Here is a 20,433-nt window from a genome sequence, read left to right on the forward strand (position 1 = left end):
GATTTAAAACATTTGTGAGCTTATTTATCAAGTTTTTTTATTTTAATTATTTAATGTGAAGATCTTTTGAAAAATTACAAAATAGCTCACTTCCTTGATCCGTAACTCTTATTGCTTCAGAAGCTTCAACTCCCCAATTTCCAAATTGCATAACAGCAATCATATGAAAAGTAATATTTGGCTCTAAAATTGTCATATCTCCTTTTGATATATTTAAAGTGTGTTCCCCCCAATCAGGTGGGTAACCAATTCCGATAGAATATCCAGTACGAGAGGTTTTCTCTATACCGTACTTATCTAGAACCTTCCAAAATGCCTGAGCCACATCATCTGCAGTTTTTCCTGGTTTGATAGCATCAATACCTGCCTGCAAGGCTTCGTTTGTTTTTTTCATTGTATCAATTTTAAGCTGGTCAGCTTTTCCAAGAAGCACTGTTCTTGCCATAGGACAATGGTATTTTTTATGAGAACCTGAAAGTTCAATAATTGTTGCTTCGCCTTCTACAAATTTATCTTCTGTCCATGTTAAATGAGATGCTGATGTACCTTTGCCAGTTGGAAGCATTGGAACAATAGACGCATAATCTCCACCAAACTCAGGAGTTCCCTTTATTAGAGCCGCTTGTATTTCTGATACAGCATCACATTGTCTTACCCCAGGATTGATTACTTCAAAAGCTTTCTTCATTCCTGTTTGAACGATTAATGATGCAGCTTTCATTAAATTAATTTCAGTATCTGATTTTACAACTCTAACCCAGTTGACTAATCTTTCACAATCTGAAATTTTTGCATTGGGTAAACCTGATTTTATTTTTTCATAACAGTAGGCAGTAAAATAATGACTGTCCATTTCAACTCCAATAGAAAGTTTATCCCATTTTCTTTCTTTAATAATATCTGTTAAAGCTTCATAAGGGTGAAGCGGCCAATTATGAATATATTTTTCACCATACTTTATAATATTTTCATCTTTCAAATAAGTTTTAATATATGCTCCACCAGCATCTTGGTCTCTAACAAAACATAAGGGCTCATCTGCATTAATATGAACTATGACACATTGGGCATAATAGAATGACCAAGCATCATAACCTGTTAAATAATTCATGTTCGATGGATCCTGAGAGATTAATACATCAATGCCTTTATCTTGCATTGATTTTTGAACCTTCTTTAATCTATTTTTGTATTCTTCTTTTGTAAAATTCATTTAGTTAAATTTAAATAGTTTTCCAAAACCTTCAATACTATTTTTATAGCCAATAGCATTTAGACTTTCCCAAATTAATGTTTGATTGCTAGATAAAATGACTTTATTCATTTTTTTTTCAAGCTTATCGATTATCGATAATACTGGTAATGCCGTACAAGACACAAATAATGCCTCACTATCTTCTAAATTAATTTTTGACAAAACTTCAAATAAATATTCTTCATCTACTTTTCCAATATCTAAATCAGACTCAATATCAAAATATGTTAATCCATTAACTGCAATATTTTCTTTATTAAAATAATTTATAACTGAATCGTTTATACTTTTTGTATAAGGGGTAAAAACCGATACTTTGTTAATGTTAAAAGCTTTTAAAGCCTTAATAGCAGATGTAATTGGGGTGGTAACTTTTGCTTCAGGCTTGGCTAACTTCACATTTTTTTCAATCACATCATAACCTGCTGCAATTGTTCCTGATGTACATCCATAAGCAACACAATCTATTTTTTGATCTGGTAAAATATCTTTAGTGACATCGGTAATATCATCTGCCATTTTAGCTAACGTTTCGTTGGTCAAGGGATTGTAACAATGTATTCGATTAACATACAGATCTACATCTCTTCCATAGATCACATTATTAAAATCCTTTTCAATTCTAAAATCGCTACCAAGCGTTATAAGACCAATTCTTGGGTTCGATTTTGAAATATATTTTGGCTCAACCTTGTTTAATTTCATAAATTATGTGTAATATTTGGATTAAATATATATTGAATAAGGAGTCTAGTTAAAATAAAGTTTAACAAAAGCGTACATAACTCGTCGTTACCTAAGGTTTAAACGGTACTAAAGAATACGAAAGTGGGATCAGTCGTCTTTAAATTTAACTATTTAAGGGGGTTTGAATGAAATTTGGATATTTTTGTAACACTACTAATTGGAATCATAAACCATACAATCAACTATTAAAAGAAACCCAAGAGATCACAATTTACTGTGATGAAAATAATTGGGACTCTATTTGGTATACAGAGCATCACTTCAATCATGAAGGAATGGAATCTTGTACTAACCCGTTAATGATGGGAGTGGATGCTGCCGCTAGAACAAAACAAATAAGAATTGGTCAAGCTTGTAATGTAATTACATTTCATAATCCTATCCGACTAGCTGAAGATATAGCTTTGCTAGATCAATTGTCTGGAGGAAGAGTTGATGTTGGTATTGGAAGAGGAATTTACGGAAGAGAAGCTATCAATATGAATAAAGAAGCTGACTTAAAAGATCAGGCAAAAAATTTTAGGTTGTTTGATGAGTCATTAACCATAATGAAAAAAGCTTGGACAGAAGAATTTTTTAGTCACCAGGGTGAGTTTTACACTTATCCATCACCAAATTTTACTTGGCAACATGACATGAGTCCACCTAGTGAAAAGTTTTTAGATACAAAAACAAATGAAATTAAAAAAATTAGCGTTGTACCAAAACCAAAACAAGAGCCACATCCGCCAATATGGCAAGTTGTGGATGGTGCACGTTCAATTGAATGGGCGGCACAGAATGGCTTAAATACAATAATGTGGATACCTACAGTTAAAGCATTAAAGAAAAGGTTTGAAATTTATAGAGATGCAAAATCAAAAACTGAAAATAGAGAAGTGCCGCTTGGAGAAGGTATATCTTTAGTTAGAGATATGTTTGTTGCTGAAACTATGGAAGAAGCTGAAAAAATGGCTGGTGAGCATATTATCAATTATATGAAATGGGTTTGTCATTGGAGAGGTTTGGGTAATCATATGGATCCAGGAGAAGAACTACCAGAAACAAAACATAAATTAGACTTACTTAATTATGATTTTTTACATAAAAGAAATTTATTATTTGGAACACCAGAATATGTTGTTAATAAAATAAATGAATTAAAATCAGAATTAAATTTACAAAATCTTCAAGTTTGGTCTAATTTTCCTGGAATAGATCATGAGGCTTGCATGAGAAGTATAAAACTGTTTAATGATGAGGTTATACCAAAGATTAATTTAGACAATTCAAGTATCGAAAAGGCAAGTTAATGAAATTAGAGCTTAGAAAGTTTACAAAATTTGTAGATAAAACTTTTATCGAAGGTGGTAAGGAAGCTAAAGAGCCTGTTTTGATGGTTTCTGTTGCAGCTGTATTTAAAAATCCATGGCATGGAAAAGGCTTTGTTGAAGATTTAAAACCAATTATTTTAGATTTAGCACCTAAATTAGGTGATATTTTAGTTCCAGAGTTAATAAAGGAGATTGGATCACCTGAAAAAATTTTGGCGTATGGAAAAGCTGGTACGGTCGGACTTGATGGTGAAATTGAGCATGCCTCAGCATTTATTCACACTTTAAGATTTGGAAATAAATTTAGAGATGCGGTTGGCGGAACATCTTATTTAAGCTTTACCAATACCAGAGGTCCTGCTGGATCAAAAATGTCTATTCCAATGATGCATAAAACAGATTCAGGTCTAAGGCCTTATTATTTAACTCATGAATTTACGATTCATGATGCTCCTTTTGATGATGAAATTGTTATAGCAATTGGTGGTGCCTCTTCTGGAAGAGCTCATGCTAGAACAGGAGACCGTTACCAAGATATGAAAGAAATGGGACTAGACCCTAAATAAATTAATGTCTCAAAATTTTGACTCAAATCAAAATTATTATTCATTTATTGATAATGATACAGATCCATTAGTATTCATTCATGGTGTTGGACTAGATCATAGAATGTGGGAGCCTCAAATTAAATCTTTAAACGATCATTCAATAATTGCTTATGACTTGTTAGGTCATGGAAGAACTCCTTATGATAAAGAGGAAATTACTTTGAATGATTTTTCAAACCAATTAGATGATTTATTACAATTTTTGAAAATAGATAAAATTAATCTAATTGGGTTCTCTCTAGGTTCATTAATTGCATTAGACTTTGCTTCAAAATTTCAAGATAGATTAAAGACCTTAACATTACTTGGAACTACATATGGAAGAACTATAGAGCAAAGAAATTTAGTCATAGAAAGATTTGAGCAAGCAAAGTTAAATAAACCTATTTCAAAACAAGCACTAAAAAGATGGTTCACAGATCAATATCTAAATGACCATCCAGAAATTTATGATCAATTTATAAAGATCTTAACAAAAAAAGATGAAGATCATTTAAATTTTTTAAAGGCCTATAAACTATTTACTTATCATCAAGATGATATCGGTATGATTAAAAATATAAAAACTAAAACTCTGGTGATGACAGGATCAGATGATTTAGGTTCAACAGTTGAAATGTCAAAATCCTTATCTAATGATTTAATAAATTCAAGTTTTACTGAGATAAATAATGGAAAACATCTTTGTAGTATAGAATGCGCGGATGATGTAAATATAAGACTTAAAAATTTTATTAGTAATTAAATGACAAAAATTCAAAACTTTAAAATGTATATAGATGGTCAATGGGTTGAATCTGAGTCTGGTAAAACTATTGAAACTTTAAACCCAGAGAATAATGAAGTTTGGGCAACTGTACCTGAAGCAAATGCAAAAGATGTAGATAAAGCGGTTAAAGCTGCACAAAAAGCTTTTGATAACTCTTGGTCTAATTTACATCCAAGAGATAGAGCAAAATATTTAAGATCTCTAGCAAAATTACTGAGAGAGAATGCTGAACATCTTGGTACTATAGAAACTATTGATACAGGAAAAATTTTTAGAGAAACTAAAACACAAGCTAATTATATTGCTGAATACTATGATTACTTTGCAGGTCTTGCTGATAAAGTTGAAGGAACTGTAGTACCAATTGATAAACCAGACATGCAAGTTACTACAACAAGAATACCTATTGGTGTAATAGCAGCAATAATTCCTTGGAACTCTCAGATGCTTTTGACTGCTGTAAAATTAGCACCCGCTTTAGCAATGGGTAATACAGTTGTAATAAAAGCTTCAGAACTTGCACCTGTAACATTATTGGAATTTGCAAAATTGGTTGAAAAATCAGGTATGCCTAAGGGTGTAGTAAATGTAATTACAGGGCTAGGTGATCCATGTGGAAAAGCTTTAACCACTCATGATTTGGTGGAAAAAATTGCCTTCACAGGAGGACCTGAAACCGCCAGACATATAGTCAGAAATTCTGCAGAAAATTTATCACAAGTAAGCTTAGAATTAGGTGGGAAAAGTCCCGTAGTTCTTTTTAATGATGCAGATCAAGAAAATGCATTGAACGGAATAACAGCTGGTATTTTTGCTGCAAGTGGACAAAGCTGCATTGCTGGATCAAGACTTTATATTCAATCAAAAATTTATGATGAATTTTTAGATAAATTAGTCGCGAAAGCAGAAAAAATAAAATTAGGCGCCCCAATGGATAAGGATACTCAAATGGGTCCTTTAAATAGCTTCAAACAATTAGAAAATATAGAAAAAAACATTAAAGCTACTGTTGAGCAAGGTGGGGAAATTAAATGTGGAGGTAAAAGATCTAACATATCTAATAAAGGTTATTATTTTCCAGCTACAATTATTGAATGTAAAAATCATAATTTACCTACAGCAGAAAATGAACTATTTGGTCCAGTTTTATCTGTTATGAAATTTGAAACAGAAGAGGAAGTTATTAAATTAATGAATGATAATAAATATGGATTATCCTCTGGAGTTTACACATCTAACTTTGGTAGAGGCCTGAGAGTTTCAAAGGCAATTAGAGCTGGAATAACTTTTGTAAACACTTATAGATTAATATCACCAATGGCTCCTTTTGGAGGAATTAAAGATAGCGGATATGGAAAAGAAGCAGGAATTGAGTCAATTAAAGAATACACAAGAATAAAAACGACATGGTTAAATTCATCAGATAAACCGATGACTGATCCATTTACAATGGGTTAATAATTGACTGTCAGACATTATTTATTAGTTTTGTTTATTATGTTTCTTTTTGGAAGCTCTTATCCAATTAATAAACTTGCATTAAACACATCTCTAACGCCTGTATTAGCAGCCTCCTTAAGAATGTTTATACTTTTTGTTTGTCTTGTTCCTTTTTGTAAATTTAAAATTCCAAATAAAAAATACTATTTGCCCTTAGCCGGTTTTTCTCTGACCATGGGGTTTGGTGTTTTTATCTTTTTAAATTTATCACTACAAAAAGCTACTATGGTAGCGCCTATAATTATTGGAGCTCAACTAGCAATACCTTTTGCAGTTCTTGCAAGCTCTTTATTTTTAGGTGAAAAGGTAACTCCTAAAATGTGGGGATTAATATTTATTTCTTTTTTTGGAATTTTTCTAATTGGATATGATCCAAATTTAAAAAGTGAAATTTTTGCAATTTTTCTTTGTGCAATTTCTGCTTTTTTCTATGGTGTTGCGAATGTATTTTCTAGATATATTAAAGATATAGATGTGAAATTAACTAATACGATTATGGGCTTTACTGGTTTTACACTTCTTTTTCTTTTTTCAATTTTTTTTGAAGGAAATACAGTTAATCAATTACTAAATATTAATTTTTATACTTGGCTTTTATTACTCCATAATGGGGTAATGGTTTCTGTAATTGCACACACCTCATTATTTTACTTATATAAGTTTTATTCAGTTAATAAGGTTATGCCTTTTTATTCTTTATTTCCTGTATTTGGCTTAATCTTAACATTCTTTATATTTGGTGAAATCCCAACTTTACTTAGTGCAATTGGCAGCTTAATTGTAATATTTTCTGTATATAGGCTTCAAAAAATTAGATAATTCTCCTATTGAAAATTCATCTAAATAGTCTTTAATTTGATTTTTATAAATTGTTAACAATCAAAGAGGAAAATAATGAAAAAACTATTTATTGCTGCATTTATATTCGTTTCTACGTTTACAACGAATACATTCGCAGAAGTTAAGATGGGAATTATCTTAGGATTTACTGGTCCTATTGAATCTCTAACACCAGCTATGGCTGCATCTGCAGAGCTTGCATTTAAAGAAGCTTCTGATTCAGGTTCACTATTAGGTGGAGAAACTATTTCAGTAGTAAGAGCAGACTCAACTTGTGTTGATTCAGCAGCAGCAACAGCAGCAGCAGAAGGTGTTATCGCACAAGGTGTTGCAGCAATTATGGGTGCTGACTGTTCAGGTGTAACTGGTGCTATCGCATCTAATGTTGCTGTACCAAATGGTGTAGTAATGATTTCACCATCAGCAACTTCGCCAGGACTTACAGCTTTAGATGATAAAGGGTTCTTTTTTAGAACAGCACCATCTGATGCTAGAGGTGGTCAGATTTTAGCTGATATTACTAAAGACAGAAAAATCAAAAGTGTAGCGATTACTTACACTAACAATGACTATGGAAAAGGTTTAGCTGATGTTTATGAAGCAGCAGTAAAAGCTCATGGTATTAAAGTAACAACTGTATCTGCACACGAAGATGGAAAAGCAGATTACTCATCTGAAGTAGCAACTTTAGCTTCAGCAGGTGGTGATGCAGTAGCAGTAATTGGTTACCTAGACCAAGGTGGAAAAGGAATTATTCAAGGTTCTTTAGACTCTGGTGCGTTTGATAAATTTATTTTATCTGATGGTATGATCGGTGACTCGTTAACTGATGCTTTTGGAAAAGATTTAAATAAATCTTTTGGTTCAATGCCTGGTTCAATGAATAAAAAAACAGCAGGTACTTTTGCATCTGTTGCTAAAGCAGCTGGTATCGACTCATCTGGACCTTACACTGGTGAATCTTATGATGCAGCAGCTTTAATCGTTCTTGCGATGCAAGCAGGTGGATCAGCTGATAGAGCTTCTATTGCAAAAAATGTAATGGATGTTGCTAACGCCCCTGGAACTAAGATTTATCCAGGTGAACTTAAAAAAGGTTTAGACTTACTAGCTAAAGGTAAAAAAGTTGACTACGAAGGTGCAACTGGTGTTACTTTTACTAACGTAGGTGAAGCTGAAGGTTCTTTCCTAGAAAAAGAAATCAAAGGCGGAAAATTCAAAAATAAAAAACAAAGATAATTAAAATCTTAATTTTAAAACCCTCAGCAGTGAAAATTGCTGGGGGTTTTTTTTATTTAAAAATTACTAATAATCCTAAAAAAACCAAATATCGAAATTAATATAAGAAAATAAAAAACAACTTTTCTATAAGTTTCCTCTTTGCTTTTAACGAAAAATTTATCACCAATATAAACACCTATTGGTAAAATAATAATCAGTGGAATAGTTCTATAAATAGTTGTGAGATCTACAATTCCTGCAAAAAAACTAAGAGTAAATGCATAAATATCTGTTAAAAAGAATAAGGCTGCTAATGAACCTCTAATTACTGCTGGTTGAATACTTGTAACTAATAAAAAAAGTGCCACAGGCATTCCACCTAATGTGGTTAATCCATTTAATGTTCCAGAGACTATTCCGGTAATAAGTTTTCCATAATTATTATTAATTTTTTTATTCTCATATCCTTTCATTAATAAAAATGAAAAAAATATAACTAATGCGCAAACTGACAGGTGTGTTGTATCTGGAGATAAATACTTCAATAAATAAAGCCCAATAGGTGACCCAATGATTATTCCTATCAATAATTTTAAAACAAAATTCCAGTCTATTTTGTTCCATATATATGGAACCATAAAAATACTAATAATAACCTCAAGTATTAGAATAATTGGGACTATCTCTATTGCTGGAAGAATAAAAGAAAAGCCAGAAATACATGTTGCGGAAAAGCCAAAGCCATTAAAACCTCTTATAATAGATGCAATAAATACGGTAAATATTACAAAATAGATTTCAATTAAACTAAGTTGAAGATTAGATAAAAAATCCACTCTATTTTCTCTCTTTAAAGTCTGCTCTTAATGTTGATAAAATAATTATTACTAAAAATATTATACAAACTAAATTCATTGTTTTCCAACTTGTTAAGGTTAAAAAAACTCCAGCCGATAAGCTTGCTACTGCCTGAATAGAATAAACAATTAAATCATTAAAGCCTTGTGCTTTAAATTTTTCATCCTCTCTATAAGATAAAACTAGTAAACTTGTTCCAGATATAAATAAAAAGTTCCAACCAAATCCTAAAAATATTAATGCAATTAAATAATTAATAAAATTTTGCTCAAATAAACTAGTCAAAATTGTTATAAAAAATAAAACAACACCAGCGTACATAATTTTACTATGTCCAAATTTTTTTATCAAATTACCTGTTATCAATGAAGGTAAAAACATAGCTGCGATATGAAGTTGAATTACAAAACCTGTTTTAGTTAAACTTATTTTTTCCATTACATGCATACTTATTGGAGTTGCAGTCATTAAAAATGACATCACTGCATAAGCAAATGCCGAAGCCACTAATGCTTGTAGAAATCTTGGTTGAGAAATTAACTCCAAATAACTACGTTTGATTTTCTTGTTAACATGATTGGGTTTATGTCCATCCTCATAAAATAATAGAAAAATTGTTGAAGTAAGAGTTAAAGCAGCAAGCGCAATATAAGATCCGGCATATAAATGTTCGGCTATAAAACCTTTTGTTATATTAGCAACATTTGGTCCTATAAAAGCCGAACCTATTCCTGCTAATAATATTATTGAAATAGCTTTTGGTGCCATATCTTTTTTAACAGTCTCAACTGCTGCAAAACGATATTGATGACTAAAGGCTACTCCTGCACCAAGTAAAAAACATGAAAAATTAAAAAGAATAAAACTTTCAATAATTATTGAGTACGCCGCTAGAACAGATGATAAGGAACTCACTACAGAAGCAAACATAAAGCCTGCTCTTCGACCAATTATACTCATAACCTTTGCTGCAAAGATTGCAAAAATTGCAATACCAACAATTGATAAAGCCATCGGTAAAGTTGCTAAAGATTTTACTGGACTAAACTGAGAGCCAATTATTCCACTTAAGAAAACTGTTACGGGTGCTGCTGTAAAAGCAAAAATTTGACTTAAAATTAGCAACCATAAATTTTTATTCATTAAAAAATGTATTTATCACTAAGATAAAGAGCAAAACCTAGAGCCATCCCTAATAAAATATATTTCATAATAAGGTTTATTTTATTTCGATTTTTTCAGGAAGTATACCTTTAGGTCTATACCTCATGATCAACAGAAGACCCATCCCCATCATTAAATATCTAAAGTAAGGAACGCTTTCAATTAAATGAATTTTTAATGAATGTGTATCTGCTAAACCTGCTGTAAATAAATTAATCAAGAATAATGCAATTGGCGCTGCCTCAATCCATAGAAACCAGACTGCAAAACCTCCTAAAATTGCTCCAAAATTATTCCCACTTCCTCCAACAATAACCATAACCCAGATTAAAAAAGTATATCTCATAGGTTGGTAACTACCTGGAGTAAATAAACCATCTTGAGTGACTAACATAGCGCCAGCAATTCCAACTATAGCTGAGCCTAAAATAAAGATTAATAAATGTTGCTTGACGACATTTTTTCCCATTGCATTAGCAGCTTCTTCATTGTCTCTTATCGCACGCATCATTCTTCCCCATGGAGAGTAAAGAGCTTTTTGAGTGACTATTAATAAAGCTATAACAACAATTAAAAATAAACCTGAATAACAAAGTTTTACAAAAACTGATGATCCCTCAATTACTAATTGGTTAAGAGCTGATTGTTTATCAGTAATACTGGAGATTAAATCTAATTTCCCAGAATTAAATTTTGCAACTAAATTTATAAACCATTCTTTAGTTTGGAGTTCAATTTCATAAGGCACTGGTCGATCCAGTCCAATTACATTTTTAACACCTCTTGTTAACCAATCTTCATGCTTGATTATGGCTATAACTATTTCTGATATTAATAGTGTGGCAATAGCTAAATAGTCTGCACGTAAACCTAAAGCAACTTTACCAACTATAAATGCTAGACCTGCTGCAAAAAATGCACCTACGATCCAAGAAAACATAATTGGCAATCCTAATCCACCAAGAAATCCTGTTGTTGCTGGGTTAACATTTTCAATAGCTTCAATACTTGTCTCTGATGTAACTCTTATAATTATAATTCCAGCAATAATAATTGTAGCAATACCATAAGTTCTAATTTTAGATTTTTCAAAATTTTTTAATACAAAACGTATTGCAAGGACCATTGCAACAATTAACCATAAAGACATTAGAATACTAAAACCTCCCGCAACCCATGCTTCTTGTACAGGTTCAACAGAAATTAAAACTGCAGCTAATCCACCTAATGCCGCATAACCCATTAGACCAAAATTGATTAACCCTGCATACCCCCATTGAATATTTGCTCCCATAGTCATTACAGCAGAAATTAAACACATATTAAAAATTGATAGAGCTACATTCCAAGATTGAAATATTCCAACTAAAATAATAAGCCCCAACATGATTGCGTAAGCTATAATTACATTTAAGTGCTTTCTCACAGTACCTTCCCTTTGAATATTCCATTAGGTCTATAAAGTAAGACAATCACCAGTATAGAAAATGAGACAGCAAATTTATAATCTGTTGATAATAACTGAACTAACGTTTCTGGCTCCATGCTTGCTGGCAAAACATACATAAAGAATTTTTTATAAGCATAAGTTAGGAATATTTCTGAAAATGCTATGACATATCCTCCTAAAAATGCTCCAAAGGGGTTTCCAATACCTCCAACAATTGCTGCAGCAAAAATTGGCAACATGTTATTAAAGTAGGTAAATGGCTTAAAACTTTTGTCCAATCCATATAAAGCTCCACCAATTGTCGCTAAAATTCCTGCAATAATCCAAGTAATCATAACTACTCTTTTAGGATCAATTCCAGACAATAAAGCTAAATCCTCATTATCAGAATAAGCACGCATGCTTTTTCCTGTCTTAGTTTTGTTTAAAAACCAAAATAAAATAGAAACCAATACAATTGTTACAAATATAGTTAATACCTGACTAGATTTAATTGCTAAACCTTCATTAAGTCCTGTCATTTCTTTAAACTCACCTGCTTTGATAATAAATTTTTCTCCATCAAAAAACCTCTGATCTGATGGACCGATTATTATTCTAACAACAGCTTGAGTTACAAACATTACACCAATACTAACCATTGCAAGTTGAACAGGAGGACTTTTGCTCACTCTATAATATCTAAAAACAAATTTATCAATTAAGAGCATATATCCAATTGTTAAAACAATTGCAAAAGGGATAGCAAGTAACGCTGTTGGTAAAACACCTAAAGAAATTCCAAGTGATTGAAAATACCAAGTAAATAATATGGTGACCATCGTACCAAAAGCCATCATGTCCCCAGTTGCAAAATTAGCAAACCTTAAAATTCCATAAATTAAAGTTACAAATATTGCACCTAGTGCTAGTTGAGAGCCATACGTAAGAGCTGGCATAAAAATATAATTTAATAATAATATAATTGCGTTTAAGAATTCCATACTATCCACCTAAAAAAGAGCTTCTTACTCTTGGGTCGTTTAATAATTCTTTTCCTGTTCCTGAATACTTATTTTCACCTGTAACTAGTACATATCCACGATCAGAAATATTAAGCGCTTGTTTAGCATTTTGTTCTACCATTAAAATTGCAACATTAGTTCTTTTTACTTTGATGATATGATCAAATAATTCATCCATTACTATTGGAGAAACACCAGCAGTAGGCTCATCTAACATTAACACAGATGGTTTGATCATTAATGCTCTTCCAAGAGCCACTTGTTGTCTTTGACCTCCTGATAATTCTCCAACTAATTGATTTCTTTTTTCCCTAAGTATTGGAAATAGTTCATAAATTTCTTCTATAATATTTTGATAATTGTCATCTCTTAAATAAGCTCCCATCTCTAAATTTTCCTCAACACTCATTCCAGAAAATACATTTTTTGTCTGAGGTACAAATGAAATACCTTCTCTCACTCTATCTTGTGGTGAAAGTTGTGAAATATCTTTGCCATCAATTATTACTGAGCCTGATTTTAAATTTAATAGACCAAGCATTGCTTTCATGGCTGTTGATTTACCAGCACCATTAGGTCCAAGAATTGAAACTATTTCACCTCTGTTCACATCAACAGAACAAGAATTGATGATATCAGGTCCAGTACCATAACCACCCGTCATTTTTAAACCTTCAAAAAAAGCCATTAATTCTCATCCTTTAATTTTGATCCTCTACCTAAATAGCTTTCTATAACTTTTTCATCTTTCTTAGCTTCTTCAGCAGTCCCTTCAAATAAAACTGAACCTTCTGCCATAACAATAACTGGGTCACATAATCTGCTTATAAACTCCATGTCGTGCTCGATCATACAGAATGTATAACCTTCTTCCTTATTTAACTTAAGAATTGCAGTTCCTAGATCTTTAAGGAGTGTTCTATTAACCCCCGCTCCTACTTCATCAAGCAATACTAGTTTTGCATCAACCATCATGGTTCTTCCAAGTTCTAATAATTTTTTTTGACCCCCTGATAAGTTGCCAGCTAATTCATTTGATAGATGCGTCAGATTTAAAAAATCAACTACGTCTTGAGCTTTTTGTTTAACTTTAAGTTCTTCAGTTCTAACCAAACTTGGTTTCAGTAAGGCTGTCATTAAATTTTCACCTGACTGATTTGCAGGAACCATCATTAAATTTTCAAGTACTGAAAGATTAGTAAACTCATGTGCTATTTGAAAAGTTCTTAAAATTCCTTTAGAAAATAATTCATATGAAGGAACATCCGTCACGTCTTCATTATTAAATAATACTTTTCCTTGTGAAGATTTTAAATTGCCAGCAATTAAATTAAATAAGGTAGTTTTACCAGAGCCGTTGGGTCCTATGATACCTGTAATAGATCCTTTTTTAATCTTTAAAGAACAATCTGAAACTGCTGCCAACCCTCCAAAATATTTAGATAGATTTTCAATTTGTAAAATATTCTGCTCTTGATCCATGAAATTTATTTATTTAATCTTTTGTGTATACTGTTGAGTGTTTTTTCTAAAGATTTATAAAAACCTGCTTTGGTAAGTTCTTTAACACCTTGTTCGTTTAATCCTTTAGGTGTTTGAGACTCTTTTACTAAATATTTTAAATCTTTTTTAGAGTTTGCAACCGCGTCTTCTGATAATGCTAAAAATAAAGATGTTATATATTTTTGAGCATTATTTCGTTTAACTCCTCTTTTAACTAACCAGTCAGTCATCACTCTTAATAATTCATAAAATGGTGCCATCATTCCAGAGGTTGACCAAAAATTGATTGAAGATTTTTCATTTTTTATTTCAACAGTAGTGCCAATTTTATTAAAAAAATCTTTTACTTTTTTATTGGGTGGACAAATAGGAACGGGTCCTTTTTTTAAAGATATTGGCGGCAATGGTATAGCTCTTATAATTTTTGCTTTAACTTTAATTGCTTTTTTAAGTTGAGCTAAAGTAATTGTTGATATGAAACTGATTATAGTTTGATTTGATCTGAACTTTAAATTTTTAATAATTTTTTCACCCACCGTTGGAGTTACTGATAAAAATATCCAATCAGATGAATTAATAATTTCCTGGTTATCTTTACTAATAGTTATCTTTTTAAATTTTTTTTTTAAAGTACTAGATGTAGATTTATTTCTGTGAGAGATGATTATTTTGTTATATGAAATACTAGAACTACAAATTCCAGTGATGACAGCAGATGTAATTTTACCTGTTCCTATAAAGCCTAATTTCATAAATATAGTTACTTTATAGTGATATTAGTGAATTAATTAATAAAAAAAGAACCTCTAATTCTCAACAGTTCTCTGCTTAAATCTTTATTTTCTTTAAAAGGTTTTCTTCCATGTAGCCAAAAATAATTATTAGCTACAATAGTTGATCCAGGTCCTAATTTAGTGATTACCTTGTTCTTACTCTCCTCTAAACCATCTGATAATTTTTGTAAGAAAATTCCTTGATCCATATTTTTTGGCTCAGGGAATTGATCGATATATGAAATATTTGGCTTGCCCTTATCATCAGTCGTGAAAACTGGATGCTCAACTTTATATTCTATATTTTTACTTTTAGGAGATCCCCATACAAATTTTTGCTTTCCAATGGGATCATTAAATAAATCCTCACAATGTTCCCAGTCATCAAGATGCAACATTGCCGTTTCTCCACCCTGCACATTTTGTTCTTCAATTTTGGTCATAAGCAGCCAATCTGTGATCTCTTTGACATATGTCCCGTCTGTATGAAGATCCATATTTGTGTAAGCTTTTCTCAAATACGAGTCACTTTTATCTTCATGCTTTACGAAAAATCTTGCATAATATTTTCCAGCCATTGCGTCATGGTTTGGATTACCAATTAAATATGCAATTGCTGTTGATAGTTTAACTAAAAAAGTATCATTAATTTTTGGACTTATATTTTTTGGTCCTATTATAAAACAACCTGTGTTTCTGTCTCTAATTATTGAATTAAGTAATTTGCTTAATTTATTAGAAGTTAAATCATCTAAACTTTTGGCAATAGTAAATCTAGTAAATGGTTTGTACTCTAAAGCAGTAATATCAAATTTATTAAATGGAAATATTAATTTATCTAAAATTTCATCTTCAATTCTAATATCAATTATTCTTTTTGAATTTTGATGTTCTGTTATTGTTATTCCAGAGATATTTTCCATTAGAGATAATTACTTAGTAGCGCCATCATGATAGCAGAAATAACAGTAGGATAAACAAAATTTCTTTTAGATATAAAAAATATAAATAAACAAAATAAAACAACAGTTACTCTACTTAAATAACTTGCATCAGACAAAACACCTACTGGAAATATAATTGTTCTTGCTATTAATGCTGCTAGAGTTGAGTAGGCAAGACAGTTAAACCACTTAAATAATTTTGAAGTTTCTTTTATTCCTTGTGAAGAAATTGCACCTAAAAACCTTGAAGAGAAAGTTGCAAGGGACGTGACTAAGATTGCAAGAAATACACTAGTTGACATTTAGTTCTCCTATAAAATAAGCAATTGTTCCACCAACAAGCCCACCCAGTAAAATTGACCACTCTGGAGATAGAAAATAAAAAATTGGTCCTAATACCAGACCTAAAATTACTGCAGCTGTAATTTGAATAGTTTTCATTGCACCTACCATCATGCATAAAAAATAAATTGGATTTAAAATTGCTAAACCCATCATCATATTTTTATCCAAATAATCAGACGCGTAAAAACCTATAAATGTTCCTATTACTGCTGTAGTCCAAGTAGCACAACCAATTCCAATCCAAAAATCTATTCTATGTTTTTTATCAATACTTTTATAATTACTCTTCATTATCAGCCATGCAGATACTGCTATAAAATGACATGAAAAGTAATATTTCCATTTTGGTTGGCTTTTATGCATCATTAATGGAAACAAAGAAACAGCCATTGGATAAAGACGAGCATTAACAAACCAAACAGCTAAAAAAATATTTAATAATGAAGCTCCAACTAATAACGACTCAGCCATGACTAGTGATCCAGGCAAAGCATAAGTAAGCATCGTTGAAAAAATACTTTCTTGAATATTAAATCCTAAATTTTTAAGTAGTGCACCTATAGCGATGAAGCAACATCCTAACGCAAGGGCTGGACTGTCTGGAGCTAAAATAGACTTGAAACCTTTAAAGAAAAATTCTTTATTAATCATTAACCGCCAAGGAATAATCTACCAACATCAGGATTTTTTAATAAATCATCCCCTTTGCCAGCAATAGCAGTTTGTCCTGATACTAAAACATAACCAATATCTGCAAACTCTAATCCTTTTTTTGCATTTTGTTCCACTAGGATAATAGTTTTCTTTTCAGTTTGTTGAAGGTCTCTTAATATTTCAAAAACCATATCTATATATCTTGGCTCTAATCCAATTGAAGGTTCATCAACAAGTAATACAGAAGGTTTCATAACTAGTGCTCTAGAAATTTCTAATAGTCTTCTTTCACCACCAGATAAAACTTTTGCTGGTTGATTTCTTCTATTTCTTAATCTTTCATATTTTTCAAAAATTCTTTCTGCTTCTTGGTAAGACTCGTCTGTATTTTCTTTGGCATAACCACCCATTAGTAAATTTTCTTCAACAGTCATATCTGGAAAGACTGAATTATCTTGTAGGATATATGCTATTCCACATGACCTAAGTTTTTCAGCTGGGGTTAAGTGAGTAATTTCTTTACCATCAATTTCAATTTGTCCTGAAAAAATGTTTGTAAATCCATAAATAGAATGAAGGATCGTAGATTTACCTGCTCCATTTGGACCAATTAAACATAGTGATTGAGCTTTACTTACACACAAATCAAAATCATGTAGAATTTCCATCTTACCATAACCAGCAGATAATTTTTTTATTGTTACGTGGTTATTGTCTGGAGATAGTTTTTTTAATTCTTCAGGTCCTGGTGCTTTTCCTAATACATCATATTGATTTGACATTATTGTGCTCCCAAGTAAGCGTCTAGCACACGCTTATCATTTTTAATTTCATCTGGAGTTCCGTTTGCCAACATTTGACCATGTGCTAAACAAAAAACTCTTTGTGCTAAATTCATAATTACTTTCATATTGTGCTCTATAACTAACAGGGTAATCCCATAATCTTTATTAACACTAATTAAACGATCTATAATTCCATTAATTAATGTTGGATTAATTCCAGCTGTTGGCTCATCCAACAAGAGCATTTTAGGCTCATTCATTAAGGCCATTGCTAGTTCTAATAATTTTTGCTGACCAAAAGAAAGATCTCCTGCTCTAAGTTTTCTTTTTTGATGAAGTCCTACAAACTTTAATAATGTTTCTGCTTTATCAGTTAAATCTGAAGGTATTTTTTGGAAAACTGTTAAAATCCCATCGTTTTCAGGTTTGTGGCTTATTAGCATATTTTGAATACAGTTTAATTTTCCATAAATTCGAGTTTGCTGAAAAGTTCTAAGTAATCCAAGTTTAGCAATAACGGGTACTGGTAACTCAGATACCTCTCTGTCGTTAAATTTAATTGATCCACCATCAATTGGATAAGTTCCAACTATTGAGTTAAATAAAGTAGTTTTTCCAGAACCATTTGGGCCAATCAGTCCTACAATTGAACCTTGTTCAACTGACATAGAGATATCTACGTTGGCTTTAACACCGCCAAAAGATTTACTTACATTTGATATATCTAATATGGCCATTATTTTAATTCTACCTGTGCCTTTCGGTCAGCTTCATCAATTACTTCTCCAAATCTTTCAGGATATTTTTCTCTTAACCATCCCATTAATCCTTCAGGAAAATAAACAACGATTACAATAATTAAAACTCCAAGAGCTACATACTGCCAGCCTAAGAAGTAAGTCCAAAAACCTTCTTTAAATAAATGAAATAGAACAGCACCAACTAGTGGTCCCCATAAAGTTCCTTTACCACCAAGAATTGCCATTAACACCATGAACACTCCAAATGTAGGTCCTGCAAATGCAATTTCTGTAGGTTCAATATAACCATTGATGTGACCCATTAGTCCTCCTGCAATTCCAACAAAGAAAGCTGATACCATCCAACCTATAATTTTATATCTCATAGTATGAATACCCATTGCTTCAGCTTTATCTTCATTGTCTCTAATTGCGTTTAAAACCAATCCAAATCTTGTGCTGTAGGCCCACTTTAAAGTAATAAAAGTTACAACTGCTAAACCAAAACTTAAATAGTACATAAACTGTGATGATGATGCATTCGTTCCAAAACCTTTTGGCCAAACTGGAACTGTCATACCTTGCCCTGCTCCAATAATTTCAATTCCACCAGCAATTTCACCAGCAGCTATTCCTAAAGCTAATGTACAAATTGCAAAGTAGTGTCCTCTTAAACCTAAAATTCCATAACCAATTACTCCAGCAATTATTGTTGGAATAATTCCAGCTAACAATATTCCAACTCCGAACCCTTGAAAAAATTGTGGGATAGTGTGAACAAAAGTTTTTTCTCCCCCTGCATCTGTCCACTCAGCTAGTGAAAAGAACATTGCTATCTGAGTGCTTGATGCAACATACATTCCAACACCAAAAAATAATATATTACCAAATGTGTTGTAACCCATTTGTCCCCCTTGAACATCCCAAGTCATCGCAAGTACAATTAAAATATAAAGAAACGACATCTGAAGTTTATAAGCTGGGAATATGAATGCTCCAGCCAAACCAAGAATTATTAAACCTGCATATAGAAATGTATTTTTACTCATTATTTCAGATATTCTCTTTTTCTTGATAGTTTAAATCTTCTATAAACAAGGATTAATACGAGTAACGAGAATACAGCTGCTATTCTAAATTCTGTTCCAAGTAGATAATCTGCCCATTCCTCAAATATTCCAAGGCCCATACCAGATATTGCAACAGCTGGTAAATTTCCAAGTCCTGCAATAATTACAATCATGAAAGATCTAACTGTGTAAGGTAGTCCTGTGTAAGGGTGCAACGTGAATGTGATTGCAATACATGCTCCTGCTATTCCACATAGTGCTGCATTTATTCCAAATGTTGCTGCATAAACTTTTTCAGTATCAACACCTAAAATTTTAGCAGCTCTTGCATTTTGAGCGGTTGCTCTAATAGCTCTGCCTAATTTTGATTTTTTCATGTAGATGACAAGAATAATTGCCGATATCACACAAATTGCTCCTGAAAATATCTTAGCATTAGGTAGTGTCACTGAATTATCAAACAACATTGTTGTTCCAAAATTTGATTGAGCAACAACTACATCGGCACCAAATGCAAAGTTCATTAATTGTTGTGCTAAAATACTAATTCCAAAAGTTGCAAGAATTGATGTAAATAAATCTTTGTCTACTACTTTATTAATAACAAGCTTGTACATTCCCCAACCAACACAATACATAATGATTGGTGATACAATTACTCCAAAGGCTGGGTGAATTCCTGATAAATACATGAAGTAAGCGATGTATCCACCCATGATTACTAATTCTCCTTGAGCAATGTTTATTATATTCATTACTCCCCACTGCAAAGCCATTCCATAAGCAATTAATGCAAATAAAATACCAAGTAGTATTCCATCCATTGAAGCTTGGACCATTAGTATTGGGGCTTGGAAAATTAAGAAATCCATAAATTTTATTTTCTATTA

22 protein-coding genes are annotated in these 20,433 nt (G+C 31.7%); 6 read left to right on the plus strand and 16 right to left on the minus strand.

The genetic code is table 11. The annotated features are described in order from the left end of the window. Positions 1–46 precede the first annotated feature (46 nt). Complete coding sequence (locus AC5SL0_RS04745) at positions 47–1,213, minus strand: M24 family metallopeptidase (RefSeq protein WP_011282320.1); 1,167 nt, start codon at positions 1,211–1,213, stop codon at positions 47–49. Continuing rightward, entirely contained in the window at positions 1,214–1,960 is a 747-nt protein-coding gene (locus tag AC5SL0_RS04750; RefSeq protein ID WP_027307101.1) for a maleate cis-trans isomerase family protein, read from the minus strand. A gap of 167 nt (positions 1,961–2,127) precedes the next feature. Between AC5SL0_RS04750 and AC5SL0_RS04755 the strand changes: the two genes are divergently transcribed. The 6 genes from AC5SL0_RS04755 (at position 2,128) to AC5SL0_RS04780 (ending at position 8,271) form a co-directional block, all read left to right on the plus strand. Next, positions 2,128–3,294: an LLM class flavin-dependent oxidoreductase gene (locus tag AC5SL0_RS04755; protein WP_006997943.1), complete on the plus strand. Its 1,167-nt coding sequence runs from the start codon at positions 2,128–2,130 to the stop codon at positions 3,292–3,294. Further along, positions 3,294–3,881, plus strand: a complete 588-nt coding sequence (locus AC5SL0_RS04760) for an amino acid synthesis family protein (protein ID WP_494617977.1) — start codon at positions 3,294–3,296, stop codon at positions 3,879–3,881. The genes AC5SL0_RS04755 and AC5SL0_RS04760 overlap by 1 nt, the downstream gene beginning before the upstream one ends. A 4-nt stretch (positions 3,882–3,885) precedes the next feature. Then, positions 3,886–4,668 (plus strand): alpha/beta fold hydrolase, encoded by a 783-nt coding sequence (locus AC5SL0_RS04765; RefSeq protein WP_494617979.1) that lies wholly within the window; start codon positions 3,886–3,888, stop codon positions 4,666–4,668. After that, a complete protein-coding gene (locus AC5SL0_RS04770) occupies positions 4,669–6,150 on the plus strand; it encodes an aldehyde dehydrogenase (protein WP_494617981.1) in 1,482 nt (493 codons plus the stop codon). A gap of 3 nt (positions 6,151–6,153) precedes the next feature. After that, positions 6,154–7,011 carry a DMT family transporter gene (locus tag AC5SL0_RS04775; RefSeq protein ID WP_494617983.1) on the plus strand — a complete coding sequence of 286 codons (858 nt, stop codon included), beginning with the start codon at positions 6,154–6,156 and terminating at the stop codon, positions 7,009–7,011. Between the two features lie 75 nt (positions 7,012–7,086). Continuing rightward, positions 7,087–8,271, plus strand: coding sequence for an ABC transporter substrate-binding protein (locus tag AC5SL0_RS04780; RefSeq protein WP_494617985.1), 1,185 nt, complete (start codon positions 7,087–7,089; stop codon positions 8,269–8,271). Between the two features lie 56 nt (positions 8,272–8,327). On the opposite strand, the gene AC5SL0_RS04785 is transcribed toward AC5SL0_RS04780, so the two are convergent. The 14 genes from AC5SL0_RS04785 to AC5SL0_RS04850 form a co-directional block, all read right to left on the minus strand. Next, positions 8,328–9,089, minus strand: coding sequence for a sulfite exporter TauE/SafE family protein (locus AC5SL0_RS04785; protein ID WP_027307105.1), 762 nt, complete (start codon positions 9,087–9,089; stop codon positions 8,328–8,330). Position 9,090: 1 nt separating this feature from the next. Next, a complete protein-coding gene (locus AC5SL0_RS04790) occupies positions 9,091–10,254 on the minus strand; it encodes an MFS transporter (RefSeq protein WP_018414314.1) in 1,164 nt (387 codons plus the stop codon). Between the two features lie 76 nt (positions 10,255–10,330). Then, positions 10,331–11,662, minus strand: a complete 1,332-nt coding sequence (locus AC5SL0_RS04795; RefSeq protein ID WP_006997935.1) for a branched-chain amino acid ABC transporter permease — start codon at positions 11,660–11,662, stop codon at positions 10,331–10,333. A gap of 35 nt (positions 11,663–11,697) precedes the next feature. After that, the gene (locus AC5SL0_RS04800; protein ID WP_006997934.1) at positions 11,698–12,708 is read right to left on the minus strand and encodes a branched-chain amino acid ABC transporter permease; all 1,011 of its coding nucleotides are present in this window, start codon (positions 12,706–12,708) and stop codon (positions 11,698–11,700) included. Position 12,709: 1 nt separating this feature from the next. Then, entirely contained in the window at positions 12,710–13,417 is a 708-nt protein-coding gene (locus AC5SL0_RS04805) for an ABC transporter ATP-binding protein (protein WP_006997933.1), read from the minus strand. After that, positions 13,417–14,211: an ABC transporter ATP-binding protein gene (locus AC5SL0_RS04810; RefSeq protein WP_006997932.1), complete on the minus strand. Its 795-nt coding sequence runs from the start codon at positions 14,209–14,211 to the stop codon at positions 13,417–13,419. The genes AC5SL0_RS04805 and AC5SL0_RS04810 overlap by 1 nt, the downstream gene beginning before the upstream one ends. A gap of 5 nt (positions 14,212–14,216) precedes the next feature. Further along, positions 14,217–14,984, minus strand: coding sequence for a pyrroline-5-carboxylate reductase (locus AC5SL0_RS04815; RefSeq protein WP_494617989.1), 768 nt, complete (start codon positions 14,982–14,984; stop codon positions 14,217–14,219). A 32-nt stretch (positions 14,985–15,016) separates the two neighbouring features. Further along, a complete protein-coding gene (glaH, locus tag AC5SL0_RS04820; protein WP_494617991.1) occupies positions 15,017–15,928 on the minus strand; it encodes a glutarate dioxygenase GlaH in 912 nt (303 codons plus the stop codon). Then, positions 15,928–16,251 carry an AzlD domain-containing protein gene (locus AC5SL0_RS04825; RefSeq protein WP_006997929.1) on the minus strand — a complete coding sequence of 108 codons (324 nt, stop codon included), beginning with the start codon at positions 16,249–16,251 and terminating at the stop codon, positions 15,928–15,930. The genes glaH and AC5SL0_RS04825 overlap by 1 nt, the downstream gene beginning before the upstream one ends. Continuing rightward, entirely contained in the window at positions 16,241–16,945 is a 705-nt protein-coding gene (locus AC5SL0_RS04830; protein WP_006997928.1) for an AzlC family ABC transporter permease, read from the minus strand. Before AC5SL0_RS04830 ends, AC5SL0_RS04825 begins: the two co-directional genes overlap by 11 nt. Then, entirely contained in the window at positions 16,945–17,730 is a 786-nt protein-coding gene (locus AC5SL0_RS04835; protein ID WP_020169637.1) for an ABC transporter ATP-binding protein, read from the minus strand. The genes AC5SL0_RS04830 and AC5SL0_RS04835 overlap by 1 nt, the downstream gene beginning before the upstream one ends. After that, on the minus strand, positions 17,730–18,470 hold the full coding sequence (locus AC5SL0_RS04840; RefSeq protein ID WP_006997926.1) for an ABC transporter ATP-binding protein: 741 nt from the start codon (positions 18,468–18,470) through the stop codon (positions 17,730–17,732). Before AC5SL0_RS04840 ends, AC5SL0_RS04835 begins: the two co-directional genes overlap by 1 nt. Further along, the gene (locus AC5SL0_RS04845) at positions 18,470–19,522 is read right to left on the minus strand and encodes a branched-chain amino acid ABC transporter permease (protein WP_006997925.1); all 1,053 of its coding nucleotides are present in this window, start codon (positions 19,520–19,522) and stop codon (positions 18,470–18,472) included. The genes AC5SL0_RS04840 and AC5SL0_RS04845 overlap by 1 nt, the downstream gene beginning before the upstream one ends. Next, on the minus strand, positions 19,522–20,415 hold the full coding sequence (locus tag AC5SL0_RS04850; protein ID WP_006997924.1) for a branched-chain amino acid ABC transporter permease: 894 nt from the start codon (positions 20,413–20,415) through the stop codon (positions 19,522–19,524). Before AC5SL0_RS04850 ends, AC5SL0_RS04845 begins: the two co-directional genes overlap by 1 nt. Positions 20,416–20,433 lie beyond the last annotated feature (18 nt).

Source organism: Candidatus Pelagibacter sp. PS_16, assembly GCF_059417965.1.